This window comes from Algoriphagus limi (assembly GCF_024919275.1).
Taxonomy (GTDB): Bacteria; Bacteroidota; Bacteroidia; order Cytophagales; family Cyclobacteriaceae; genus Algoriphagus; species Algoriphagus limi.
The window spans coordinates 642,397-664,468 of sequence record NZ_JANWGH010000003.1; the positions used below are offsets into that span (position 1 = coordinate 642,397).

The following is a 22,072-nucleotide window of genomic DNA, read 5'->3' on the forward strand; positions in this document are numbered from 1 at the left end:
TATCAAATCTTGGATCGTACCCGACTTAGGGTTTCGATGGTCATATCCAAAAAAGAAGCAATATGGCCTACCGAAGCACGCTGAATGATTTTTGGTTTTTTCTCCATCAATTCCAGATATCGCTCTTTGGCAGATTTGAATTTGGAGAAGATCATTTGCTCCTCTAAAGCGATGTAGTACTTCTCAAGGATGATTCGATAGACTCGCTCCAAATCCTGGAACTCCTGAAAACAGCGCTGTAAATTTTCGTAGGAAATTCGATAAAGAAGGGATTTTTCAAGGGTCTCGATAGTTTCGTAGCTCGGGCTTCGTGTGATAAACGAGTGCATAGCTGTCACAAATTCTCCTTCCAGCGAAAAAGATACCGTGATATCCCGATTGTCTCGAATGTAAAAGCTCCTTGCTGATCCCTGAGCAATATAAAAAAGGTAATTGCTGACCTCACCGGCCTTCTCTAATTTATAGCCTTTTTCAGCTTGGATTTCTTCCAAATACCCAATGAAAGCATTCCTTGCTTCATCACTTACTTCTGCAATATTTTCAAAAAGGCCTGTTTTTATCATGCTAAACAATAAAAAATCAAATGGATTTTACTTTAAAATTCTCTTGATCCACTAGTTTTATTGGAAATTTAAAACATCTAGAACATATGAGAAAGATTTTGGCTCTTTTCTTCCTTTTTGGAATTGTTTTTTCCGCTCAAGCCCAATTTGGAATTCGCGCAGGTTTGTCTTCCGCTAACTTCTCTGAAACCAATTACAAGGCGAATGTAGGCTTTCATGGGGGAGTTTATTACAGATTAGGAACGCCTATGCTGGAGGTAGAGCCTGGGATTCAGTTTGCTCAAAAAGGATTTGAAACCAACAACCCTGTGAATGGAGATGTAATCACCGAGTCTTTGAATTATGTTGATTTTCCACTTTTGGTTCGTTTGAATTTTCTTCCTGCATTAAATGTCTTTGCAGGACCTCAAGTGAGTGTCTTGGTTTCAAGAAAGCGGGAGGAATCAGGAGATATCCAAACAGCAACTGACCCGATCAAAGGCTATGATTTTGGTGGGGTAGTGGGTATATCAGCTTACGTAACAGAAAAAATCAACTTCCAATTGAGTTATGATATCGGTTTGTCAAGCTTGAATTACTACGATACGGATGTGAAAAACCGAGTATTGAAATTATCGCTTGGTTACGATATTTATCGCAAATACTAATTAAAGAGGCTGGCATTAGTATGATTAATGTGACAGCCTCTTTATTTTTTGATTCGATTAGGGTTTTCCTCAATAAAGGATTTCCAACCGGCAGACCTTCCTCTACTTTGGACTCTTCCCTCATGAAAGTGATGGCAGAGAGCCACGGCCAATGCATCTGTTGCATCGAGAAGTTTTGGAATTTCTTCCAGTTTGAATAGAGTTTGAAGCATGGCGGCCACCTGTTCTTTAGAAGCATTTCCGTTTCCTGTGACAGATTGTTTTACCTTCTTTGGAGAATATTCCGTGATTGGGATTTCTCTAGCAAGTGCAGCAGCCATCGCTACACCTTGTGCTCTTCCAAGCTTAAGCATGGATTGAACGTTGGCACCATAGAAAGGAGCTTCCAAAGCGACCGAATCTGGCATAAATTCCTCCAAAATCCCGGTAATCCGCTCAAATATCTTTTTGAGCTTCAGCTCGTGACTTCCGTATTTCTTCAGGTGAATGACTCCATACTGAAGGAGTTTGTATTGCTTGCCTTCGGTCAGAATCAATCCATAGCCCATCACGTTTGTTCCGGGGTCAATACCTAAAATGATTTTTTCCTTTGAGGGTTTTTTAGCTTCTTTACTCACCTTCGCAAGATAGCCGAAAAGATGCTAAGTTTTTATTTGCTCTGGTCCCTAATCTATTTGCTTTTCTTAGGCTATCTAAAAATGGTATGGTCTAAAATCCCTGATCAGAAATACTCAGGACTCACTATTTTTCCAAATGTTAGCCTTTTGGTTCCGATTCGAAATGAGGTGTCTCGACTTTCGACTTTAATCCAAAACCTCCAAAAAATTCATTATCCAAACCTTGAAATTATACTTATTGACGACCAAAGTGAGGATGATTCCTTAGAGCTTCTGGAACAGTTAGTAGGCGAAAACCCACTTTTTAAAATTTATTCCAGTGATGGGGTGGGGAAGAAGGCAGCTTTGAAAAAAGGGATAAATCAGGCAAAAGGTGAAATAATAGTAACTACAGATGCCGATTGTGATTTTCATCCTAGCTGGCTGGAAACCCTCCTTTTACCTTTTCAAGATTCCCGAATTCAATTAGTCGCTGGACCTGTTCTGCTTCGGTCTTCAAACACATTTTTAGCCTACTTCCAAACCTTAGATTGGGCAAGTATTCAATTGCTAACTGGGGTATCGTTTGAAATGAAATCTCCTTTAATGTGTAGCGGTGCAAATTTGGCCTTTCGCAAAAATGCTTTTGAGAAAGTGGAAGGCTATATTGGAAATGAACATTGGCTTTCAGGGGATGATGAGTTTCTTCTAAAAAAGATTGTCCGGAAATTCGGCCCTGAAAGTACCTGCTATATGCCTTCCCAGAAGTCGCTCGTAACGACAGAGGCAGAAAAAAACTGGCAAGCTTTATTTAATCAGCGAATCCGATGGGCTGGAAAATGGAAGGCACATGAATCATTTTTTCATGCAGCCTCAGCTTTCTTGATTGTCATCTTTCAGTTGATATGGCTGGGGGCTTTCAGTTTGATTTTTTTGAAAAACTGGGGGTTTTTGTGGGTATTTCTGATTTGGGTGATCAAGATTTTAGCTGAATTCATTTTTTTGGGATCCATTACAAAATTCTTCAAAAGTCCTGTCCCTTTTTGGTCTTTTGTTCTGACTAGTCTATGGCATCCCTTTTATTCTGTTTTTATAGGATTAAAAGCAATTCGGGGAAATTACCAATGGAAAGGCAGAAGGATTCAGGGAAATGTTAATTTTGGGAATCATGGAAATGACGGAAGATGAATTTGATCTGCTGGACGAGCTCTATTTTGTCCAGCCTTATGATTACCTTCAAGAGACAATGGGTTGGTCGGAAGATCGACTTTTAAATACCTTGAAATCATTGCACGACAAGGCTTTCATCAAATGTCTTTCTGCTCCGGATGATGAATTATTTGGAGCGATCAATATTTTGGAGAATGGGAAAGAGATGTTATTCTTAGCCACCAAAAAGGGTCTGATGGCCCATAATGCCCTTTGATTTTGTCACCTGAAAACCAAAAATATCAGCGCAAAGAACTGGAGTTGAAATCTCTGCTGGAGATTACTCAGGCAATCAACGAAAATCAGCCTGAGAATGTCTTAGCGGATATTTTCAAATTTACCTGTTTGGTGCATTTGAATATCCGCTCCTTACTCTTGTATGTGCGATCAGATAAGGGATTCGAAAAGAAAATTTCTCATGGAATCAAGGGGTCGGTTCCAAGTCTGATTTCCTTTGATCAGATTAAGGAACATAAGGATAGACATCGCTTGGAACTTCATTTGTCTGAAGGCTTTTCCTTTGATGAATTGGAGACTTATTTGCCGGTTTATCACAAGGACAAGATGCTGGCGATTCTATTTTTTAAGCGAAAAAATCAAGAGGCTGAAATTGATCTGGATTTCACACAAGCCCTAACCAATATTTTGGTAGTGGCATTGGAAAATAAGCGATTTGCCAGAAAGCAACTTCAGCAGGAAGTGCTCAACCGGGAAATTGAAATTGCCTCCCAGGTTCAGCAGATGCTTTTGCCAAGTGAATTGCCACATGATGGGGAGTTACAGGCCAAGGTCACTTACATTCCACATAGCATGGTTGGGGGAGATTATTACGATCTGATTCAGCATGGGGATGATGTGGTTTATTTCTGTGTGGCAGATGTCTCTGGAAAGGGCATGGCAGCTGCTATGCTTATGTCCAATTTTCAGGCAGCTCTTCGCACACTTCTCCGAAGCAATGCCTCCTTGGAAACTGTAGTTCGGCAATTGAATTATACCTTGTTTGAGAATACAAAAGGGGAGCGTTTTATCACTTTTTTCCTTGGGAAATTCGATTTCCGAAACGGAAAGCTTGATTTCGTCAATGCCGGCCATAATCCACCCATTCTTTGTCGGGAAGACAAAATGAAAACCGAGTTGTTGGAAGCTGGGACGACCATACTGGGGGCATTTGATGAGTTGCCTTTTTTGGAATTAGGTAGCCGTCAATTGACTGGGGATTTTACCATTCATCTGTACACGGATGGCCTGACTGAAGTGATGGATTCAGCAGATGAGGAATTCGGAGAAGTGCGTTTTCAGGATTTTGTTTCCGGTCATATTTGTGTGGATCCGCGAACTTTCCATGATGAATTTCTGAAAAAACTAAAAGAGTTCAGAGGCGAAGAACCGCTTCGGGATGATTTGACCTTGTTTAGCCTTCGTTTCTTTTATGGTTCCCGCTCATAAAACACCGAGCTGGGTACAGCTAATATTCCCACATCGAATCTGGCAGAAAAAGACGGACGATCAATCTATTTTTTTGACTTTTGATGATGGACCAGTTCCGGGAGTGACAGACTATGTCCTTGATCAATTGGAGAAAAGAGGGCAGAAAGCGACTTTTTTTATGGTTGGGGACAATGTTCGAAAACACTCTAATCTTGCTCGGGAAGTTCTGAAAGCAGGCCATTCTATCGGAAATCACACCTTTCACCACCTGCATGGATTACGGTATTCTAAGGAAACGTATTTGGAAGATGTGCAAAAATGTGATCAGATTTTTCAGGAGGTTTTAGGGTTTGAAACATCACTTTTCCGACCTCCTTATGGTTGGATGAAACCAAGCCAAGCGAAGGCCCTCGCTCAAGAAAAGCAAATAGTCATGTGGGATATTTTGACTGGTGATTACGATCCAAAGCTCAGTCCAAAGAAGATTCTACAGGCTAGTTTGAAAAAACTGGTGCCGGGATCTATAGTCGTTTTTCATGATCAGGAAAAGACCCGGGAAGTGCTACCGAAGGTGTTGCCTGACTTTTTGGATCAATTAAAAGAGAGAGGACTGCAAACAGGGGTCTTATAAATGGAACTGATCATATACTTTATCATTTCATTTATCCTGGTGCAGTTTGTATTAGGTATCTGTCATATTCTATTCGTTTGGAAATCATTTCCCTGTAAAAAAAAGTCAGATTCCCTTCCCCTCGTTTCAGTTTTGGTGGCTGCTCGAAATGAAGAATTCTTTCTTCCCAAGCTTTTGGAATCCTTTGAGAATTTGAATTATCCTTCGGATAAAATCGAGTTTTTATTTGCTGATGATCAAAGTGAGGATGCTACCTTTTCGATTTTGAATGAATGGTGCCAAAAGCAGCCTAATGCGATGGTTTATAGAGTTGAGGAATTTGATCCTACAAAAAATCCAAAAGCCCAAGCCATAGCATTGATTGAAAAGAAAAGCCAAGGGGAGTATCTCTTTTTTACGGACGCAGATTGCGAAGTCCCACCAAGTTGGATTGAGGCTTTGTTAGGCGCCTTCTCTGAAAAAACTGGAATGGTAATCGGAGTAACGCAAGTGAAAGGGGGTAATCTTTTAGGGAAATTCCAGGAATTGGATTGGTGGCTGACCCTTAGCTTGGTTAAAGTGGCCACGGATTGGAAGGTCCCCACCACAGGATTAGGAAATAATATGTGTATTTCCCGAGAGGCCTATAAAGCTAGTGGAGGATTCGAAAATTTAACTTTCAGCTTGACTGAGGACTTGGAGATTTCTAAAGCTGTACTTCGGAAGGGTTTTTTAATTCAAAATCAGGTATGTCCAGAAGCTTTGACCAAAACCAAAGCAGAATGCTCTTGGAGGGATTTACTGATTCAACGAAAGCGGTGGATGTATGGAGTCATGACCTTACCGATTTACATGAAAGCATTATTGGCTTTGCAGTTTTTTTACTTTCCAGCTATCGTCTACTTACTTTTCCTCAACCTTCCCATGGGGTTAGGAATTTGGTTTTCAAAATCAACTCTTCAGGCATTTTTTCTCCTCATGTTTGCCAGAAAAGCTGGTAAATCACCGTCATTTTCTACTACCCTTCTCTTTGATTTTTACTTATTACCTGTTACCCTGCTGACGATTCTTTATTACTTTTGGCCTTCCGCTACCAAGTGGAAATCAAGAAGCTACTCATGAATTTAATCGATACACACGCTCATATTTATTCACGCAAGTTCGAGTCCGATAAGGATGCGGTAATGCAGGAGATTCGAGAAGCAGGGGTAGAACGAATCTACATGCCTAATATCGATGTGGAGTCCATCGACGAAATGCTGGAAATGGAAAAATCCTATCCGGGTTTTTGTATTCCTATGATGGGTCTACATCCTTGTGATGTCAAAGAAGATTTCGAAGCGCAATTGGAAGTAATGAAAGATTGGCTTTGGAAGCGACCTTTTGCAGCAGTAGGTGAAATAGGATTGGATTTGTATTGGGATAAAACCTTTTTCGAAGAGCAAAAACAGGCACTTCGTGAGCAAATTACTTGGGCAAAATCCCTGAATTTACCCATCGTCCTACATTGTCGGGAGTCCATGGATGAGACTATAGCCATTATTCGGGAAATGCAGGACGGGAACTTAAAAGGAATTTTCCATTGCTTTACGGGAAATCTCGATCAGGCTCAGCAGATTATTGAATTAGGCTTTCTCTTAGGAATTGGAGGAGTGGTTACTTATAAAAATGGAGGCTTGGATCAGGTACTTCCTCATCTGAAACTTGAAAATTTGGTCCTGGAGACTGATGCCCCATACTTAGCGCCGGTTCCTTTTCGTGGGAAACGAAACACACCTGCTTATTTGCCTTATATTGCAGAGCGGGTAGGAGATTTGATGGAGACCAATGCAGCCGAAGTTGCTCAAATAACGAAGGAAAACGCACTCGCATTATTTAAGGAATTTGACTATGAATTATAAAATAGTCCGACTCAATACACAGGCAAAAACGAGTAAGACCTCCTCTGTTCTGATTATTTACACGGGAGGTACTTTGGGGATGGCTTATGATGAAAGCGGTTCCTTAGTCCCCTTTAATTTTGGCCAGATTTTGGAAAAAATCCCCATTCTTTCCAATCTGAATGTGGCTATAACGGTGATTTCTTTTCCTTCACCGATTGATTCGTCCAATGTGTCCATGTTGCACTGGAAGGATATGGCTTATATCATCCATGAAAATTATGACAGCTACGATGGATTTGTCGTGTTGCATGGTACGGATACTATGGCCTATTCAGCTTCCATGCTCAGCTACATGCTTCATGGATTGAATAAACCTGTGATTTTTACAGGAGCGCAACTTCCCATCTCGGCTTTACGCTCAGATGCGCGGGAAAATTTGATGACGAGCTTGGAAATCGCCACTGCCAAAATCGACGATAAACCTCTCGTTCCGGAAGTTTGTATTTTCTTCAATCACATGCTACTGAGGGGCAACCGTTCGAAAAAAGTGCAGAGTGTACATTTTGATGCCTTTGAATCGGAAAATTATCCTCCTTTAGCTGAATCCGGGATTGTGATCGATTATCATACGGCAGCCATTCGGCCTTATGAACCGAATCGCAAACTCCAATTGATGAATGAGCTCGATAATCGGGTGATGATTCTTAAGCTTTTTCCCGGAATCACAGATCAGATTATGGACGCCTGTTTTGCAACGCCAGGTTTGCGAGGAGTGGTACTTGAAACCTATGGTTCAGGAAATAGTCCCAGTGAAGCCTGGTTTATGCGATCCTTGGAGCGCGCCATCAAAAAGGGTTTGATCATTCTAAATGTATCCCAGTGTAACGGTGGCCGGGTGATTCAAGGAAGATATGAGACTTCCCGGGAATTGCTGAATGTGGGAGTGGTTAGTGGGGCTGATATGACGACCGAAGCGGCTATCACGAAGTTGATGTTTTTACTGGGGCAATACACCGATAGAGAAGAAATCCGAAAGCGTTTAACGATTCCTTTGGCTGGGGAGATGACTACCTAGAAAAGGGGTGCGATTTTCTCACGAAATTTGGAAAGGGAAAGAATAATTTTTTTCTTTGCACTCCGATTCAGCAAATGAATCAACAGACCATACAGAGAGGTGTCCGAGTGGTTGAAGGAGCACGCCTGGAAAGTGTGTATACCCCTAAAGGGTATCGAGGGTTCGAATCCCTTCCTCTCTGCATAATAAAAACCTAACTATTTGATTTAATGATGGTTAGGTTTTTTATTTTTCGTAGGGGTGTGATTTGGGGTGTGGATTATTGAAGCTTATCAAGAAAATCTTCCATGATTTACTTTATTATGGTATACCAGTACAGAGCTTATTTTGTGAGTTAAGGCCCTTCTATTTGTCTGATGTTTCATTGTCGAAAAAAAACTCCGTATTTGAAAAGACTTCCTTAAGTCCGTTACAGGACCTGTTAAGTTGAAATTGGACACACTCTCTTTTCCCTTTCAGAACATCATCGATCATTACTAATATTTTTCGCTGTTGGTCTGTAGTCAGTCTCCCAATTGGCTCTATATCGGAATAAGCAAGCATGGTTTTTTCATAGGCCTTGAGATAATCTTGTGAATTCTGATAGCGTTCCTTGCTCATTCTCATAGCCTTGCTTGTATAAATCATGCTAGTGATTTCTTTTAATTCCTCCAGCAACCTTTTAAAAGTACCGACAATATACCCTGGATTGAACCCTTCTTCGGAGGTGTGATATTTCATTTTTTCTCGATCGTACATTGGTTTTCTATTTTAACCTCATTTGGTAGAGCTAAACTCAAATGGTAGAAAAATTTTAATTTTTAGATCTAAACTATTTAACCTAATTAATTTAATCAATACCATAAACTGGGGGTTTTTCTAATAAACCTTGTTTCATGGCTTTTAATATTCTAGAAAAGTTTAATTGATACTTTCACACACACATGCGGAATTTTTTTTCCGCTTTCTTACAAAGTATTTATTTAGAAGGGTTCTATTAGAAAGATTTAATTGTAGGGTATTATTTAATAAGTACTATTTATAGGTTCGTACTTAGATTCATGAACATGTTTATCGTTTGTTCTAGGGTGGGTTCTTTCGAAGTTGATCGAAGTGGCCTTTTACCTTTTGCAAGATTCTTTCCTTTTCTTTCACCCGGAGTCTTGCTTTAATATCCTTGAGAGCTTTCTTTTCTTCTACTCTGTAAGCAAGGTTTTCAAAAGACAAGGTTAATGAAAAGGTAATTCCCCTTGATTTTGGGAGGTAAACGAAACGGTTATACTTCTCCAAGTATTCGAATATTTTTTTTCTTCTTGAGCTTTTTGGTTTCATCCAATATTGAATCTTTTCAGGTATGGGGTTCTTTATGCCATTTGATTCTTGACTGGGATATCCAGCCATTCTTGCTAAAAGAAGATCATTACTCACCTTAGCCCAAGACCTTTTCTGGATTATTGATTTAAAAGCGGTAAAGGCAAGAAAACATACAAATCTAAATTCATCCTCTTCTTCCTTTAAACTAAAGTAGGTTGATATATGAATACCTGTCCATGGGCTACTGGTCATTTCGGAAATTCTCTCAAATAGGTATTTGCCATTGGATTTGATTTCTTGAATTCGGATCGTTGGGATTTTAACCTCCCAGCTTTCCATAAAATCATCAATGTTCTCAAAAATGGCATCTTCCGAATAAACCATCTGGTAAACAGCATAGTCAATTATATTCCTAAGGCATCTTTTAGGTTGATTTAGAAATCCTTGGAGAAGTTGAATTGGAAAATTCAGGAATTTATTTCTAATCTCCATATCTGAGACCCTCCTTGTCCTTGGTCCAAAATCTAGTGACATTCCTTATGTGACTTGAAATGCAGGTATTAGCAAGGATAGAAGATATTCTATCCTTGCATACATTGAATAAATAAAATGAAATCATCAGGATTTTTTATTTGGATAGTTTTTAGATCCCGATTTACATGCATCATTTAATATGCTTCTTAAAACAAATTCAGAGGCCTTTCCAGCTATTAGAATTTCTTGAATTAGTTTATTGATGACCTTGACTCGGTCTTTGCATTCAGGGTAAAAGCCTTCAAGCAGATAAAGGTTGAATGAAGACCTATCAGGCGAGAAACTTACCAATACAAGGTGGAGGTCTTTTTCATCCTTTTGGTAGGTCCTAAGCCTGCCGTAATACCAATCTGAGAAAAGTGTCTTGTCTAGGGAAGACAGGAACTTAAGGCATCCCTGTGAATTTTTAAATGTCAATAACTCACCCAAGATTTGGCCCCTTGTGAATTTCTCAATTAGAATTTTTCGAGGAATACGTGAGTCATCTGGAGCTGAATCAGAATGTTCTAATTTCTGCTTATACCAGGACTTTCCATCAACCACTCTAAAATGGCAGGGCTGGAAAATTTTTGTATCTTCAAGCATCCTACTGTCTAAAGACACATTTGCGGAGGTTTGGTGATTCCTTTTCATCTTTACCTCCGCTTTTTGTTTTCCAATGCTTCTAGAACTTTTTCTAGATCATACCGAATCACAGATCCTACCTGAATGAATGGGATTCTGTTTTCTTTTCTCCACCTTGATATTGTGGGCCGTGTTACACCAAGCTTAGCACCAAGCTCATCTGTGTCGAGAATGGTTTTCGTTGGGGTTTCTGTCTTTGAAGTCTCAGGGTGTTTGAGCTCAATTAGTAATCCTTCAATGTTGGCAAGTCTTTCATCAAGGATTTCGAAAGGGTTTTTTATCCTCATTTCTGCAATTGTTTAGTGTTGCAGAAATGTTATTCACTTTTTATATATAGAACCGGTTCGAACCGGTTTCAAAAAATTATTCTTCCATAGTAAGCCTTGATTCAAGTATTTTCATTTCATCAGTTGCCTTTTGTTTTTTGTCCTCCGGAAGCCTTTCAATCGCCCAATTGTATTCTTCAATTCTGTTTAATTTTTTAGTATTTGATTCCAATTCAATGCATTTTCCAAATCGTCTAATTGCATTTGTGAAAACGGAAAAAGTTTTTTTCAATTTCTCTCCGTTTTTGTATCCATAATCCCTGGCAACTTCATCAAAATTATGGTTATAAACTTTATCGTTGGTGAAGTATAAATAAAGAGCTAACCTGTCAATAGTAACTCCGTCTTTATACTTTACCTTAGGGCTTTCGGTTTCAGTTTTAATTTTTTTTTCGGTTTCATTTAATTCTTCAATTGCCTTGTTTGTTTCGATTTTCTCTTCGGTTGACCTTTGGTTTGAATTTGATTTCTTTTCTTTAGTGGATTCAATTGATTTAGCAAGTTGATTCAACTCAAAAATCACCTTATCTGTCGAACCATCTGGAAAAGCCTTGTTTTGTCTCGTTAGTTCTGCTTCCTCAGCCCAATAAGCTTTGAAATGGTGGAATCTTGATGAATTTCCGCTAATCTTTCCAAATTCTTTTGCATCGAGGTATTTATGGCGAATTAATTCGATTCGCTGTTTTGCTGTTTCAAATCGTTTTTCCTTGATAAGATTTAAAATGTGTCTTTTGAAACCAAATACTCCTTCAATTTTGAAGTTGAATGGATCCCATTGATCCAAGGTTGTTCTTTCATCCATTCTTTCTCTGTTTTGATAAAAGTTACCCAAAAATGATAGACAGTCTTTTTTGGTTTAATAATTTCCCTTGTTTTAAATGTAGAGTTTTGTGAAGTTCAAGGTTAAGTTTTGATAAGTCTTAGTATAAATCTTGCTATTGTTACTAGGCTAACTTTTACTAAAGCGCAAAATGAAGTTTTGTCAAGTTTTGATGGATCGTTCTATTCTAAAAAGCTGCCTTGAAAAGTGAGTCCAGTTCATTATATACTAGCCTTTGTTATTCTTTCAATATTAACTCTTCTTACACCGTAAAAATTAATTATACAAAATTATTTTGTTTGTAAAAAAGGGGATACCATTGCCAAGAATTTATCCTGATCTTGGATTTACAATAATCTAGGAATCTAAATTGATACTGCCTTTCTTGTCTATTTTCCAACCATTCTTCAGAAAGAGATATAGAGGATATTCGGGACTTTAGAACATAGAACTACCAAATACTGATGTCATTGCTCGGGTCCCGCTCATCCTTACCGAACAGGTTGAATACGGCAGTGAACTCATGAATCCTTCCGGGGATTTGGTAGGAATTGGCCACGGGAAATTCAAAAATATAGCCGATCCGAAGCCGGTCCGTCAATATTCCGAACTGGAAGTTGCTCGCATAATCAAACCGGTGTCCACCTCCAACCCATACCCGGTCCATCAGAAGAACCTTCAGGTTGACATCAAACTGGTCCGGCAGATTCTTCTGCGAGCGGAAGAATGCGTTGGTAATAACCGCAAGGTTGGGACTCAAGCGCTCCCGGAATCCCGCCTGAAGCATTTTACTGGCAGGATACCCATCCATAAATTCATCCCCTGATTTTATTCTGCCTCCATTTACCCGGTGCATACCATAACTCACATAGTATTTACGGTGAGTAAGGGCCATGCCAATATTAAAATCCAAAATCTGCATATCGGAGAACTGTCCGAAATACTGGCCCAGGGTAGGGTCATTCTGCTCTTCGGTAGTTAGGGAATTCCCATCCAGCCTGATCTGCTGGTAGCTAAATCCCGCACCCAGTCTCAGGTTATGTTTTTCACTGATCCGTATTCTGGATGCATAGGCAACAATCAACTCGGTCTCACGAAATGCACCATAACTGTCATGCAATAAATTAACGGATGCAGCATTTTTTCCCATCAGATCAGGATCCTGCTCGCCTGACAACTGGCCAAAATCCATTTCCGCACTGAAAAAATAGGTTTTCGGTGCCCCTTCTATCCCGGACCACTGGTTTCGAACAAAACCCCTCAGGGTACTTCCCTCATAACCAGTCAGTCCCGGATTGAAATAGCTCTGAAAATGCGAAAACTGGCTGATATATTTTCGGGACTGGCTATAGCCATTCAGGGCAGCGAGGATGCCAACCAATGCCACGAGTAGGAACTTTCTAAATCTCATCTTTTTTCAACTAAAAATTATAAAATAATACTCCGGAAACAATCCTGCGGGAAATGAATCCCGCCGGTTCTTTTATCTCCTCAAAAGGTTCAAGACTCCTCGTCTCACCTCACCGGTTTCCACTACTTCGATCACCCAGAAATAGGCCCCCACTGAAAGCTCTATACCGTTGAACGTGCCGTCCCATCGAACATCAGCATCCTCTGTATAGAACAGTCTTCTATAGTCTTTGTCATACACCATGATCCTTACCCCTTTGTAGTACCTCAACTGAGGAAGTCCCCAGGTGTCATTGATACCGTCACCATTCGGCGTGAATGTATTGGTCACCTCTAATTGGGATAATGGAATTCGCTGTCTGGTGATCAGGAAGGTCTTTTGGATGATGTTTCCGGCTCTATCTTCTACCTGAAGCAATACCTCAAACTGGGTTTCGCCCGGTCTTTGTTCAGAGGAACTCCAGAACAGAATACCGTCTATCACTTCAAACAGGTCATTGTCTTCAAATCCTTCCGGCAGACTCAGTATATGCTGATCATCCGAAGGATCGATAACCGTGAACACGCCTATTTCCTGGAAGAATTGTCCCTGTACAGGTAGGAATTCAGCGGAGCTCAAAGTCACATCCTGAGGCGCAGGTTTAGGCAATATCTCGATACTGAGCTGGGCCTTGAGCCCATAGGTGTTGAACAATCCTTCCGGTAAAGTGAATTCTCCGAAGAAGATATAGACTCCGTTTACCAATGGGTTATAGTTTGTCAAATCCCATACGACAGGAAGGTCCATCATATCTCCCGTACCGGTAATCACCATCACTTCCGTACTCAGCTCGAGTTCATCCACCAAGGTTCCCCATTCAACTGTCAGGGCCTGAGGGATAACATCTATCACTGACCTAAGCTGTATATGGTCTGGTACTCCATCCCCGTCGGAGTCTAAGAAATCCTCTGGATCGGTTGGACTGGTTCCCTGTACCTCTTCCACATAATCAGGAACGCCGTCTCCGTCACTGTCTTTGAAGTCTTCTCCGTCTGTTGGATCGGTACCCTGTTCATTCTCCACGAAGTCTGGCACACCGTCTCCGTCTGAATCACGATAGTCATTAGGATCTTTTGGATCGGTTCCCTGCTCCAACTCGACATCATCCGGAACCCCATCCCCGTCCGAATCGGTAGTGATAATTTCAAATTCGGCTCCGGTATAGCTGATCGTATAATTATCTCCTGCACTTAGGGATCCCAAATTAATCGCATAGAAGCCGACAGCTTCTCCTGCTTCCCTTTCAAGGGAACCGGTCAAAATAGACACATCCTCTCCCGGGGCAAAACCGCTTGCCGAATAGGTTAATACAGGATCAGATTGACCAAAGAGCTTGCTCTGACCCGGATTTGCTGTGATCGCCAGTGTTGCTGGAGTTATTTCAAGAGTAGCTTCCAATTCAAGGCTCGTGTAATTCGAACCGCCAATGGTAGCTGTCACTTCCTGGCTTCCTGTGTTTGTCCTTCCGTTATTCTCATAAGAAACGGTGGCTCCCTGAGGAATATCCCCAGTCACTGCAAGGTTTTTCTCCTGCCCGTCGTAGACAAAACTTTGATCCAAGAAAGACAATCCCGTAATCTCAGCAGGTGTAATGGTCAATTCAGCAGTCAGCTCTAAGGTCACATAGTTTGAACCGCTGATAATTGCAGTCACCTCCTGAGTCCCTACATCCGTTCTGCCATTATCCGTGTAATCCACCGAGGTCCCTTCCGGAAGGTCTCCTTCTATCTGCAAGGATTTTTCTTCTCCATCATAGACGAAGCTTCCGTCTGCAAAGGTGATACCTTCAATCTCTGCCGGACTGATCGTCAGGTCAGCAGTCAACACCAAAGTGGTATAGTTAGAGCCAGAAATCGTCGCTGTCACCTCCTGCATGCCCACATCGGTTCTGCTGTTATTAGTGTAGGCTACCGTAGTTCCTTCCGGAAGTGTTCCCGAAATAGCCAGCGATTTAGCTGTTCCGTCATAGACAAAGCTTCCGTCTCCAAAGGTGATTCCCGTGATTGGGGCTGGAGTGATGGTCAGGTCCGCTTTTAGTTCAAGTGTTGTAAAGTTCGAACCAGAAATCGTGGCTGTTACTTCCTGCGTGCCCACATCGGTTCGGCTGTTGTTCGTGTAGGTTACACTAGTTCCTGCTGGAAGTGTTCCCGAAATCGCCAGCGATTTAGCCGTGCCGTCATAGACAAAGCTTCCGTCTCCAAAGGTGATTCCGGTAATCGTAGCTGGAGTAATTTCAAAGTCTGCTCCTGTAAAGTTGATTGCGTAATTAGGGCCAGCATTTAAAGTCCCCAGATTTATTGCATAGATACCTACATCTTCTCCAGCAGCTCTGCCTAATGAACCAGTCAGAATATCTTTAGAATCGCCAAACTCAAAACCTTCTATTGTATATGGAAAGCTAGGATCAGCCTCACCGAATACTTTTGACTGGTTAGGAACCGCCTTGATTTCGAGTACTTTAGATGCAATCGTGAAATTTGCTGAAATAAATGTTATCGAATAGTTAGGCCCTGCATCAAGTGTCCCAAGATTAATCGGGTAGCTTCCAATATTTTCACCTGCTGATCTATTTAATGTGCCTGTCAGGATCGCATTTGTATCTGCACCTTGAAAACCAGAAGAAGTAAATGTAAGGACTGGATCGATGTCTCCAAATACCTTACTTTGATTTGGATTGGCAGTAATAAATAGCTCTGCTTTTTTTATGGACGCTTGTAATCCAGATGGGTATATAATCTCATAATTATCTCTGTCTGCACCATCCAAAGTAAGTCCTGTCACAGTGACTGAAATTGCTGTCCCTACTTCTGCTTGCGTAAAATTCCCGAGGGCAGACCCTGAAACATATACATCATCAGCTCCAATACCAGTCACAACTGCTGTTCCTGATAAATTGGCTAATTTTGTTCCATCATAGACTTTATCCAAAGCAGACAATCCACTTACTACAAGCGATCTTGGAGATATTGTAGCACTTGCGGTTGGTGAACTATCCAGGTCAAGACTATAACGTTCTGCATCAGTTCCTGAAAGTGTTACATCTATAATTTTAACCAACTTATTTGGCCCGGCATTTTTATCTTCAAACTCAACTTGAATATTACTAATAATAACATCGGTAGCACCTGATTTTAATCCTTCAAGAGCTAAAGAATTAGATGTTAATACAGCACTTTTGCTACCATCATATATCTTGTCTGATACTTCAAAATACCCTGATATCGCAAGCAAAGGTTTTTTTATTTCAAAGTTCTCTGTCAAAGAAAACTCTCCTCCCATATAACTATTGTCAATCGCTTGAACCTTCCATTCAAAGGTCTTGCCCAATGCTTCCTCAGGATAATTCCAGACATATTCCGTTCCAAGCTGAGCATTACCCATTGCAGACAACAGCCTCCAACCATTTGATTCCAAGGCATGTGGACTGACAATATAATTATTCTGGTCCTTCTCACGTATGTAAACATTGTAGCTCAGTGAGGCCGTTGGTGTTGTATTATCTGTTGAAGGATCCCAAGTCAAAGTCACGGCTTTTGCTTCTGCATCCACACTAGAAGATAAATTATTTGGTGCAGAAGGAGCCGAATAGCTTACACTGTTCTCAACAGAGTTATTTTTATATATCGAAAAGTAACCTTGACTATTTAAATAATCTAGAGTTATATCCCCTATAACAATATCCAAATCCCCATCGCTGTCAAAATCACCCCAGCTTAAGGGTTCAGGTTCATACCCCTCAAAGTTTATAATTGAAAAGGATCCCGAATCATTTCGATAAATTCTGCTGATATTAAGGCTTGAATTAAATCCCTTCAGCAAAATATCTAGATCTCCGTCTCCGTCATAATCCCCCCATGCTACTAAAGGAAAGCTTGCGCCTATTAAGCCTGCATGGATATCAATAAAATTGCCCCCATCATTTCGATAAATACTCGTCGTTTCGACATTATTTGAATTAAAACCAGACAGTAAAACATCCAGATCCCCATCTCCATCGAAATCACCCCAAGCTACAGACGATCTTCCTCCAACCCCTTCCAAACCAGCATTTATATCTACAAAATTACCCGAATCATTTCGGTAAATTCTACTATACTTAATTAATCCTAAACCAACACCAGATATTAATAAGTCTAAATCTCCATCTCCATCATAATCCCCCCAAGCTGCAGAACCAAGATGATTTCCTTCTATTTCTGCGTTTATATCATTGTAATTTCCAGCATCATTGCGGTATATTTTAGCAATAGGGATGTTGTCAGAATTCCATCCAGATAGAAACAAATCTAGATCGCCGTCTCCATCGTAATCACCCCAAATAGCGGTAGCTCGCCAAATTCCCTCAAGACCAGCATCTATATCTATAAAACTGCCTTCATCATTGCGATATATCTTGCTGATTGGGATTGAATTTGAATTGAATCCTGTCAGCAAAATATCCAGATCTCCATCTCCATCATGATCTCCCCAAGCTAAAGATGAAGATCTAACTCCTTCTAGACCGGCATTGATATTCACAAAATTACCCGCATCATTTCGGTAAACCTCGCTAAAAAATTCTATTCCACTTTGAGTTGTAATATTTCCAGTTACCAACATATCCAAGTCTCCATCCATATCGTAATCACCCCAAGTTGAAGAATTTAAATTTCCTTCAAATGATATTTTTTCGAAATCAGAAGGGGTAACTGCATCAACTAATACTTGACTTGTATTCCCTACATTATTTAAGGTTAGGTTTGCATCAAAATTTGTGGAAATACTTCTTATATATGATCCATTTAGTTTTATTTCTACAATCTCAATACCATCTAGATCTAAGTCGGCAGGCCCAATGATATAGCGGAAACTAGCACTATTTCTTCCTAGACCTTGATAAAGATACTGGGCTTCAACTAGAGATCCTCCAATATTTAAAACCATGGTAGGGCTTGTTCCAGAGCTATTAAAAATATATATATCCTCTGAAAAAATTACTTCAAACCCTAAACCTCTACCAAGAACATAAAGATTAGGGTTTGGTACATCTACCCTTACAATAGTTGGTGTTTCCTCATCATTCAAAATGGTTACCGTTGCACCGTCCGTAATATCTATATCACCACTCGCAACAATTGTCGGCACAAGGTTGCTCATCGAGACAATAACCGATTCATCTGGTTCAGGAGTCGCATCAGCAGTAGGGGTAATGGTAAATGTGTTCATTTCGCCAGCAGCACCTGCAAATGTTAGAGTTTGACTATTTAGGGCTACATAGTCATTGTCTGCTGTAGTAGCTGTACCATCAGCTGTACTTACATCAACTGTAAAACCACCATCCACAGCATTATCCAAGGTTGCCGTTACAGTAATTGCTCCATCATCTTCATTTCCAGACACGTTAGCAATGGTTACTATAGCTTGATCATCATTGGTAATTGTGCCTGTACCTGATGCATCTCCTATAACAACCCCTGTGCCTGTTGGATTTGAAAGCTGAAAAATCAGTGTCTCACCAGTCTCTACTGTCTGATCACCACTTATGGTAACATCTATTGTTTTGCTTGTTTCACCTGCAGAAAAACTTAATGTTCCACTTGCTGCTGTATAATCAGATCCTGCTATTGCAGTTCCATCTGATGTAGTATAATCAACAGTTGCCCCTCCTGCAGGAGCTGGACTGCTTAGAGAAACAGTAAACGTGAGTGTAGTAGCACCTGAATTTCCTTCAGATACTGACGGATCATTTATGGAAAATTCTGGAGTGATAAAATCTTCATCCGTAATTGTTAAAGTTACTTGCTGGGTACCCACTTCCACCGCATTGGTGGGGGGCGCCATATCAATTATGACTGTTTCATCTCCTTCGATCAACCCATCAAATTGGGATGTTATGCGGATACTATCCATTAGTTGTCCTGGAGAAAGAGTTATAGTTGATCCTGTTATGGAATAATCAGTTCCACCACCAGTTGCAGTTCCTGTAAAACTCAATGGAATGGATATCGTTACTCCCGCTACCGCATTAATTTTCCCTCTTACATAAGCTTGGCCTCCGCTTTCATCTGTAATTGGGTTATAAATATTAAGAATTTCCAATGTAGCATTTGGAAGTGGGTCATCATCAGTAATGGTATATGTCTGTTGTTGTGTTCCACTTTCAATACCATTTGTTACTGTAGAAATATCAATAACAACCGTTTCATTTCCCTCATAGAGTGCATCGGGCACATTTGTTAAATTAACAGAACCTGTTGTATTGCCGGGGGTAATTGTGATTGATGTACCACTTAAAAAATAATCCACACCACTGCCTGTTGCGGTGCCTGAGAACACAAGGTTTACTACAGTATTTGTTCCATAAACATTAGATAGGGTAGCAGAAACTGAAGTAGGAGCTACTGTGCTTTCTGTCCTTGAACTAGGACTCAAGGACAAAATAACTGTAGGGATAGGCAATACATTCAAAGTCGCTAGGTAGTTTCCTGTGCTGTAAATAGTACCATCACTGACTTCAAACTGAAAAGATGTACTCGTGCTACCATTCTGGATGTACTGGAAGTTTCCGGCATCCAAATCCGCTCTGCTAACCTGATAGTTTACCAACATTTCTTCACCTGCGTCATAGGTGTCGTCATTATCTGCATCCACATACAAAGTTCCTGCAGATGGAACGGATTCAACTCTAATATTATCTAAAGGGTCTCCATCGGAATCAGAATATCCAAAATCTGAAGTTGAAAATGTATAGGTCAAATTTTCAAACGGTCCATTAGACACAGTAAAACTAGAAGCTGTTGGAGGGGTATTAGGTATAGAAGCTGCGCTAATAGTGATTTCATCTACATTTAGGGTTACATTACTCCCCCCAAAACCACTTAATCTAATTTCATCAATATTGTTAAAATTTGAATTAGCCGAAAGATTTATTTCCGTGTAGGTGGAACTTGCTGTTGCTGTTACGGAGCCTTGAGATGCGCCATCTTTGTAAGCCGTAATAGTAAATGATCCAGCAAACGAAAAAAACTGTACTCTAAAATTGTCAAAATCAAATTCGGATCCATCACTACTTCCAATATTAATTGTTGAAGCAGCTTGAACAAATACATTTACATTACTAGGACTATTTGCCCCATTGTGGTTGATTGCTCCACTTCCTGAACCATTGACAAAGAATGACCAACCCGCTACAACCCCACTCCTTGGTAAAGCACCGAAAGGCGCAATGTTTTGATTTATACCATCAAATGTTGTAGTTCCAATTGTAGGTTGGGCTATTAATTTTTGAAAATGAATTGTTATTAAGCAGATAAAAATTATCAGGCTTTTCATAAAAACTTCCTTCATGAGTGTGGAGTTTATTCCTTTATTAAATTCTAGAATAGTTTAAAAATTGAGGTAGTAATTCTACAATATAATAGTAATACAATAGGAAATTAAGTAAATGCAATTTTTTTCAAAAAAAATTTTATCCCTGAATTCAAAAAATGCAGTTTTTCAAAACAAAGAAAACCCTATAAAAAAAGCCGATCATTTCTGATCGGCTTCTAAGAAGGTGGAACAGGACTCGAGCATTTATCTATGTCTAAAGAAACTTCTATTCAAATTGAAATAAACGGAATTGAAATTAGGCGTCTATGTTGGCTTTCGATAGATAGCTTCAAATGTTAACTTTTGTAAACATGAAATTTGGTTCAAACAACCTTCATTAACTCGGTTTTGCCCCAAATCCGCTCCATTTCACTAATACTATGGGATCTGCTTAGGTTGACATAGCGTTTGAAACTGGCGTATGACTCATGACCTGACCATTTCATAACTGTTTCAACTGATGCGCCACGTTCAAGGGACAGGGTGCAGAATGTTTTGCGCCCGGTATGGGATGAAATAAGCTGATGTTTTGGGTAAATATTAACTATTGGTTCAGATCCTCGATACCTTATAATCTCGATAGGTTCATTGATTTTGGCTACTTCACAAACCTCCCGGATATACTTTGAAAGTTTTTGGTTTGAAATTTTTGGAAGGGGTTCAGCCATATCTTGGTATTTCTCAAGGATAGCGATTGATTCTGGGTTCAATGGGATCTCCCATGGTTTATTTCCTTTCTTCATGGTTAACCGTATGGTATTTCCTTTGATGTGTTCTCGTTTAAACTGGGCATAGTCGGAGTACCGCATACTAGTTGCACAGAGGAAAATAAAAATATCTCTAGCCTTAATATGTCTTCTCACACCCTTTAAATCTGCTTCTTTCAAAAGCTTGAATTCTCGCTCAGTCAATGTGATAACTTCCAGCTTTTGCCGCTTTATAGTGAAGTCTCGGTATGATTGATTCATTTCAATCCCATGTTTCCTAGCATAGTTCAAAAGCGTCTTTAGGGTGCTTAGCTGCTTTGCAATAGTGTTGTTATTGATGGTTGTTCGTTCTTCTATCAAGAAGCTTTGAAACTCTTCAAAAAAACTTAAGCCTATTGATTCAAATTCTACTTTTGATCTAGACCATTCTTCGTAAGCTACCAAGTGGTTTTTTAACTGAGAATAAACACAAAGACTCCTTTTTGCTCTACTTGCTCGGTTCCGTTCGATATATGTATCAATAAATTCAGGAACAGTTGGTGGTTTTTGAATTTGATTTTCAGTGGATTTTATCCCGGTAGAAGGACACTCAGCCAAGTATGTGTTATAAATGTCATCTACGGTGTATAGTTGGTCATTTAATCGAAATCTTGTTTCAATGAAGTTTAGCCTTGACTGCATTTTGTCTAGCAGACTGTTTATTTGATCCACATCCGATCCCATTAGAAGGTCGGTATGTTTCAGTCCAAGTTTTAATTTGGAATGTTGCGTTTTGCTAATGTGTATCGCTCTCTGAGTAGAATTATCCCAATTGACTGGGTGGAGGCTTTTTTCCACAGAAATTCTTTTTCTCTTCTGAGAAACCGAAATCATACAGGAAATAGGTGCTTTGCCCTCTTGATTCAATTTATCCTTTCGTATTTCAAAACGCATTGAAAGTTTTGCCATTTACCCCTG

17 protein-coding genes and 1 tRNA gene are annotated in these 22,072 nt (G+C 40.1%); 9 read left to right on the forward strand and 9 right to left on the reverse strand.

Features of this window, described 5'->3' with window-relative positions:
* Positions 1-2 precede the first annotated feature (2 nt).
* On the reverse strand, positions 3-563 hold the full coding sequence (locus tag NY014_RS15025) for a Crp/Fnr family transcriptional regulator (protein ID WP_259415365.1): 561 nt from the start codon (positions 561-563) through the stop codon (positions 3-5).
* 86 nt (positions 564-649) lie between these two features.
* Between NY014_RS15025 and NY014_RS15030 the strand changes: the two genes are divergently transcribed.
* Positions 650-1,210, forward strand: coding sequence for a porin family protein (locus NY014_RS15030; RefSeq protein ID WP_259415366.1), 561 nt, complete (start codon positions 650-652; stop codon positions 1,208-1,210).
* Positions 1,211-1,251: 41 nt separating this feature from the next.
* On the opposite strand, the gene ruvC is transcribed toward NY014_RS15030, so the two are convergent.
* Positions 1,252-1,827: a crossover junction endodeoxyribonuclease RuvC gene (ruvC, locus tag NY014_RS15035; RefSeq protein WP_135074886.1), complete on the reverse strand. Its 576-nt coding sequence runs from the start codon at positions 1,825-1,827 to the stop codon at positions 1,252-1,254.
* Between the two features lie 81 nt (positions 1,828-1,908).
* Between ruvC and NY014_RS15040 the strand changes: the two genes are divergently transcribed.
* The 8 genes from NY014_RS15040 (at position 1,909) to NY014_RS15075 (ending at position 8,192) form a co-directional block, all read left to right on the forward strand.
* The gene (locus tag NY014_RS15040; protein ID WP_259415367.1) at positions 1,909-2,994 is read left to right on the forward strand and encodes a glycosyltransferase; all 1,086 of its coding nucleotides are present in this window, start codon (positions 1,909-1,911) and stop codon (positions 2,992-2,994) included.
* Positions 2,975-3,232, forward strand: a complete 258-nt coding sequence (locus NY014_RS15045) for a hypothetical protein (RefSeq protein ID WP_354003190.1) — start codon at positions 2,975-2,977, stop codon at positions 3,230-3,232. Before NY014_RS15040 ends, NY014_RS15045 begins: the two co-directional genes overlap by 20 nt.
* Positions 3,233-3,234: 2 nt before the next feature.
* Positions 3,235-4,461 (forward strand): PP2C family protein-serine/threonine phosphatase, encoded by a 1,227-nt coding sequence (locus tag NY014_RS15050; RefSeq protein WP_259415368.1) that lies wholly within the window; start codon positions 3,235-3,237, stop codon positions 4,459-4,461.
* On the forward strand, positions 4,445-5,074 hold the full coding sequence (locus tag NY014_RS15055; RefSeq protein WP_259415369.1) for a polysaccharide deacetylase family protein: 630 nt from the start codon (positions 4,445-4,447) through the stop codon (positions 5,072-5,074). Before NY014_RS15050 ends, NY014_RS15055 begins: the two co-directional genes overlap by 17 nt.
* Complete coding sequence (locus tag NY014_RS15060; protein WP_259415370.1) at positions 5,075-6,175, forward strand: glycosyltransferase; 1,101 nt, start codon at positions 5,075-5,077, stop codon at positions 6,173-6,175.
* Entirely contained in the window at positions 6,172-6,954 is a 783-nt protein-coding gene (locus NY014_RS15065; RefSeq protein WP_259415371.1) for a TatD family hydrolase, read from the forward strand. The genes NY014_RS15060 and NY014_RS15065 overlap by 4 nt, the downstream gene beginning before the upstream one ends.
* Positions 6,944-8,011 carry an asparaginase gene (locus NY014_RS15070; RefSeq protein WP_259415372.1) on the forward strand — a complete coding sequence of 356 codons (1,068 nt, stop codon included), beginning with the start codon at positions 6,944-6,946 and terminating at the stop codon, positions 8,009-8,011. Before NY014_RS15065 ends, NY014_RS15070 begins: the two co-directional genes overlap by 11 nt.
* A gap of 93 nt (positions 8,012-8,104) precedes the next feature.
* Positions 8,105-8,192 (forward strand) — tRNA-Ser (locus NY014_RS15075).
* A gap of 164 nt (positions 8,193-8,356) precedes the next feature.
* Here NY014_RS15075 and NY014_RS15080 read toward each other — a convergent pair.
* From NY014_RS15080 to NY014_RS15110, 7 genes are all read right to left on the reverse strand, one after another.
* Entirely contained in the window at positions 8,357-8,749 is a 393-nt protein-coding gene (locus NY014_RS15080) for a hypothetical protein (protein ID WP_259415373.1), read from the reverse strand.
* 324 nt (positions 8,750-9,073) lie between these two features.
* Entirely contained in the window at positions 9,074-9,796 is a 723-nt protein-coding gene (locus NY014_RS15085; protein WP_259415374.1) for a hypothetical protein, read from the reverse strand.
* 677 nt (positions 9,797-10,473) lie between these two features.
* Positions 10,474-10,749, reverse strand: coding sequence for a helix-turn-helix domain-containing protein (locus NY014_RS15090; RefSeq protein WP_259415375.1), 276 nt, complete (start codon positions 10,747-10,749; stop codon positions 10,474-10,476).
* 76 nt (positions 10,750-10,825) lie between these two features.
* Complete coding sequence (locus NY014_RS15095; RefSeq protein ID WP_259415376.1) at positions 10,826-11,299, reverse strand: hypothetical protein; 474 nt, start codon at positions 11,297-11,299, stop codon at positions 10,826-10,828.
* A 760-nt stretch (positions 11,300-12,059) separates the two neighbouring features.
* A complete protein-coding gene (locus tag NY014_RS15100) occupies positions 12,060-13,019 on the reverse strand; it encodes a PorP/SprF family type IX secretion system membrane protein (protein ID WP_259415377.1) in 960 nt (319 codons plus the stop codon).
* A 72-nt stretch (positions 13,020-13,091) separates the two neighbouring features.
* Positions 13,092-20,384, reverse strand: coding sequence for an MBG domain-containing protein (locus tag NY014_RS15105; RefSeq protein ID WP_259415378.1), 7,293 nt, complete (start codon positions 20,382-20,384; stop codon positions 13,092-13,094).
* Positions 20,385-20,731: 347 nt separating this feature from the next.
* Complete coding sequence (locus NY014_RS15110; protein ID WP_259415379.1) at positions 20,732-22,063, reverse strand: site-specific integrase; 1,332 nt, start codon at positions 22,061-22,063, stop codon at positions 20,732-20,734.
* Between the last annotated feature and the right edge of the window lie 9 nt (positions 22,064-22,072).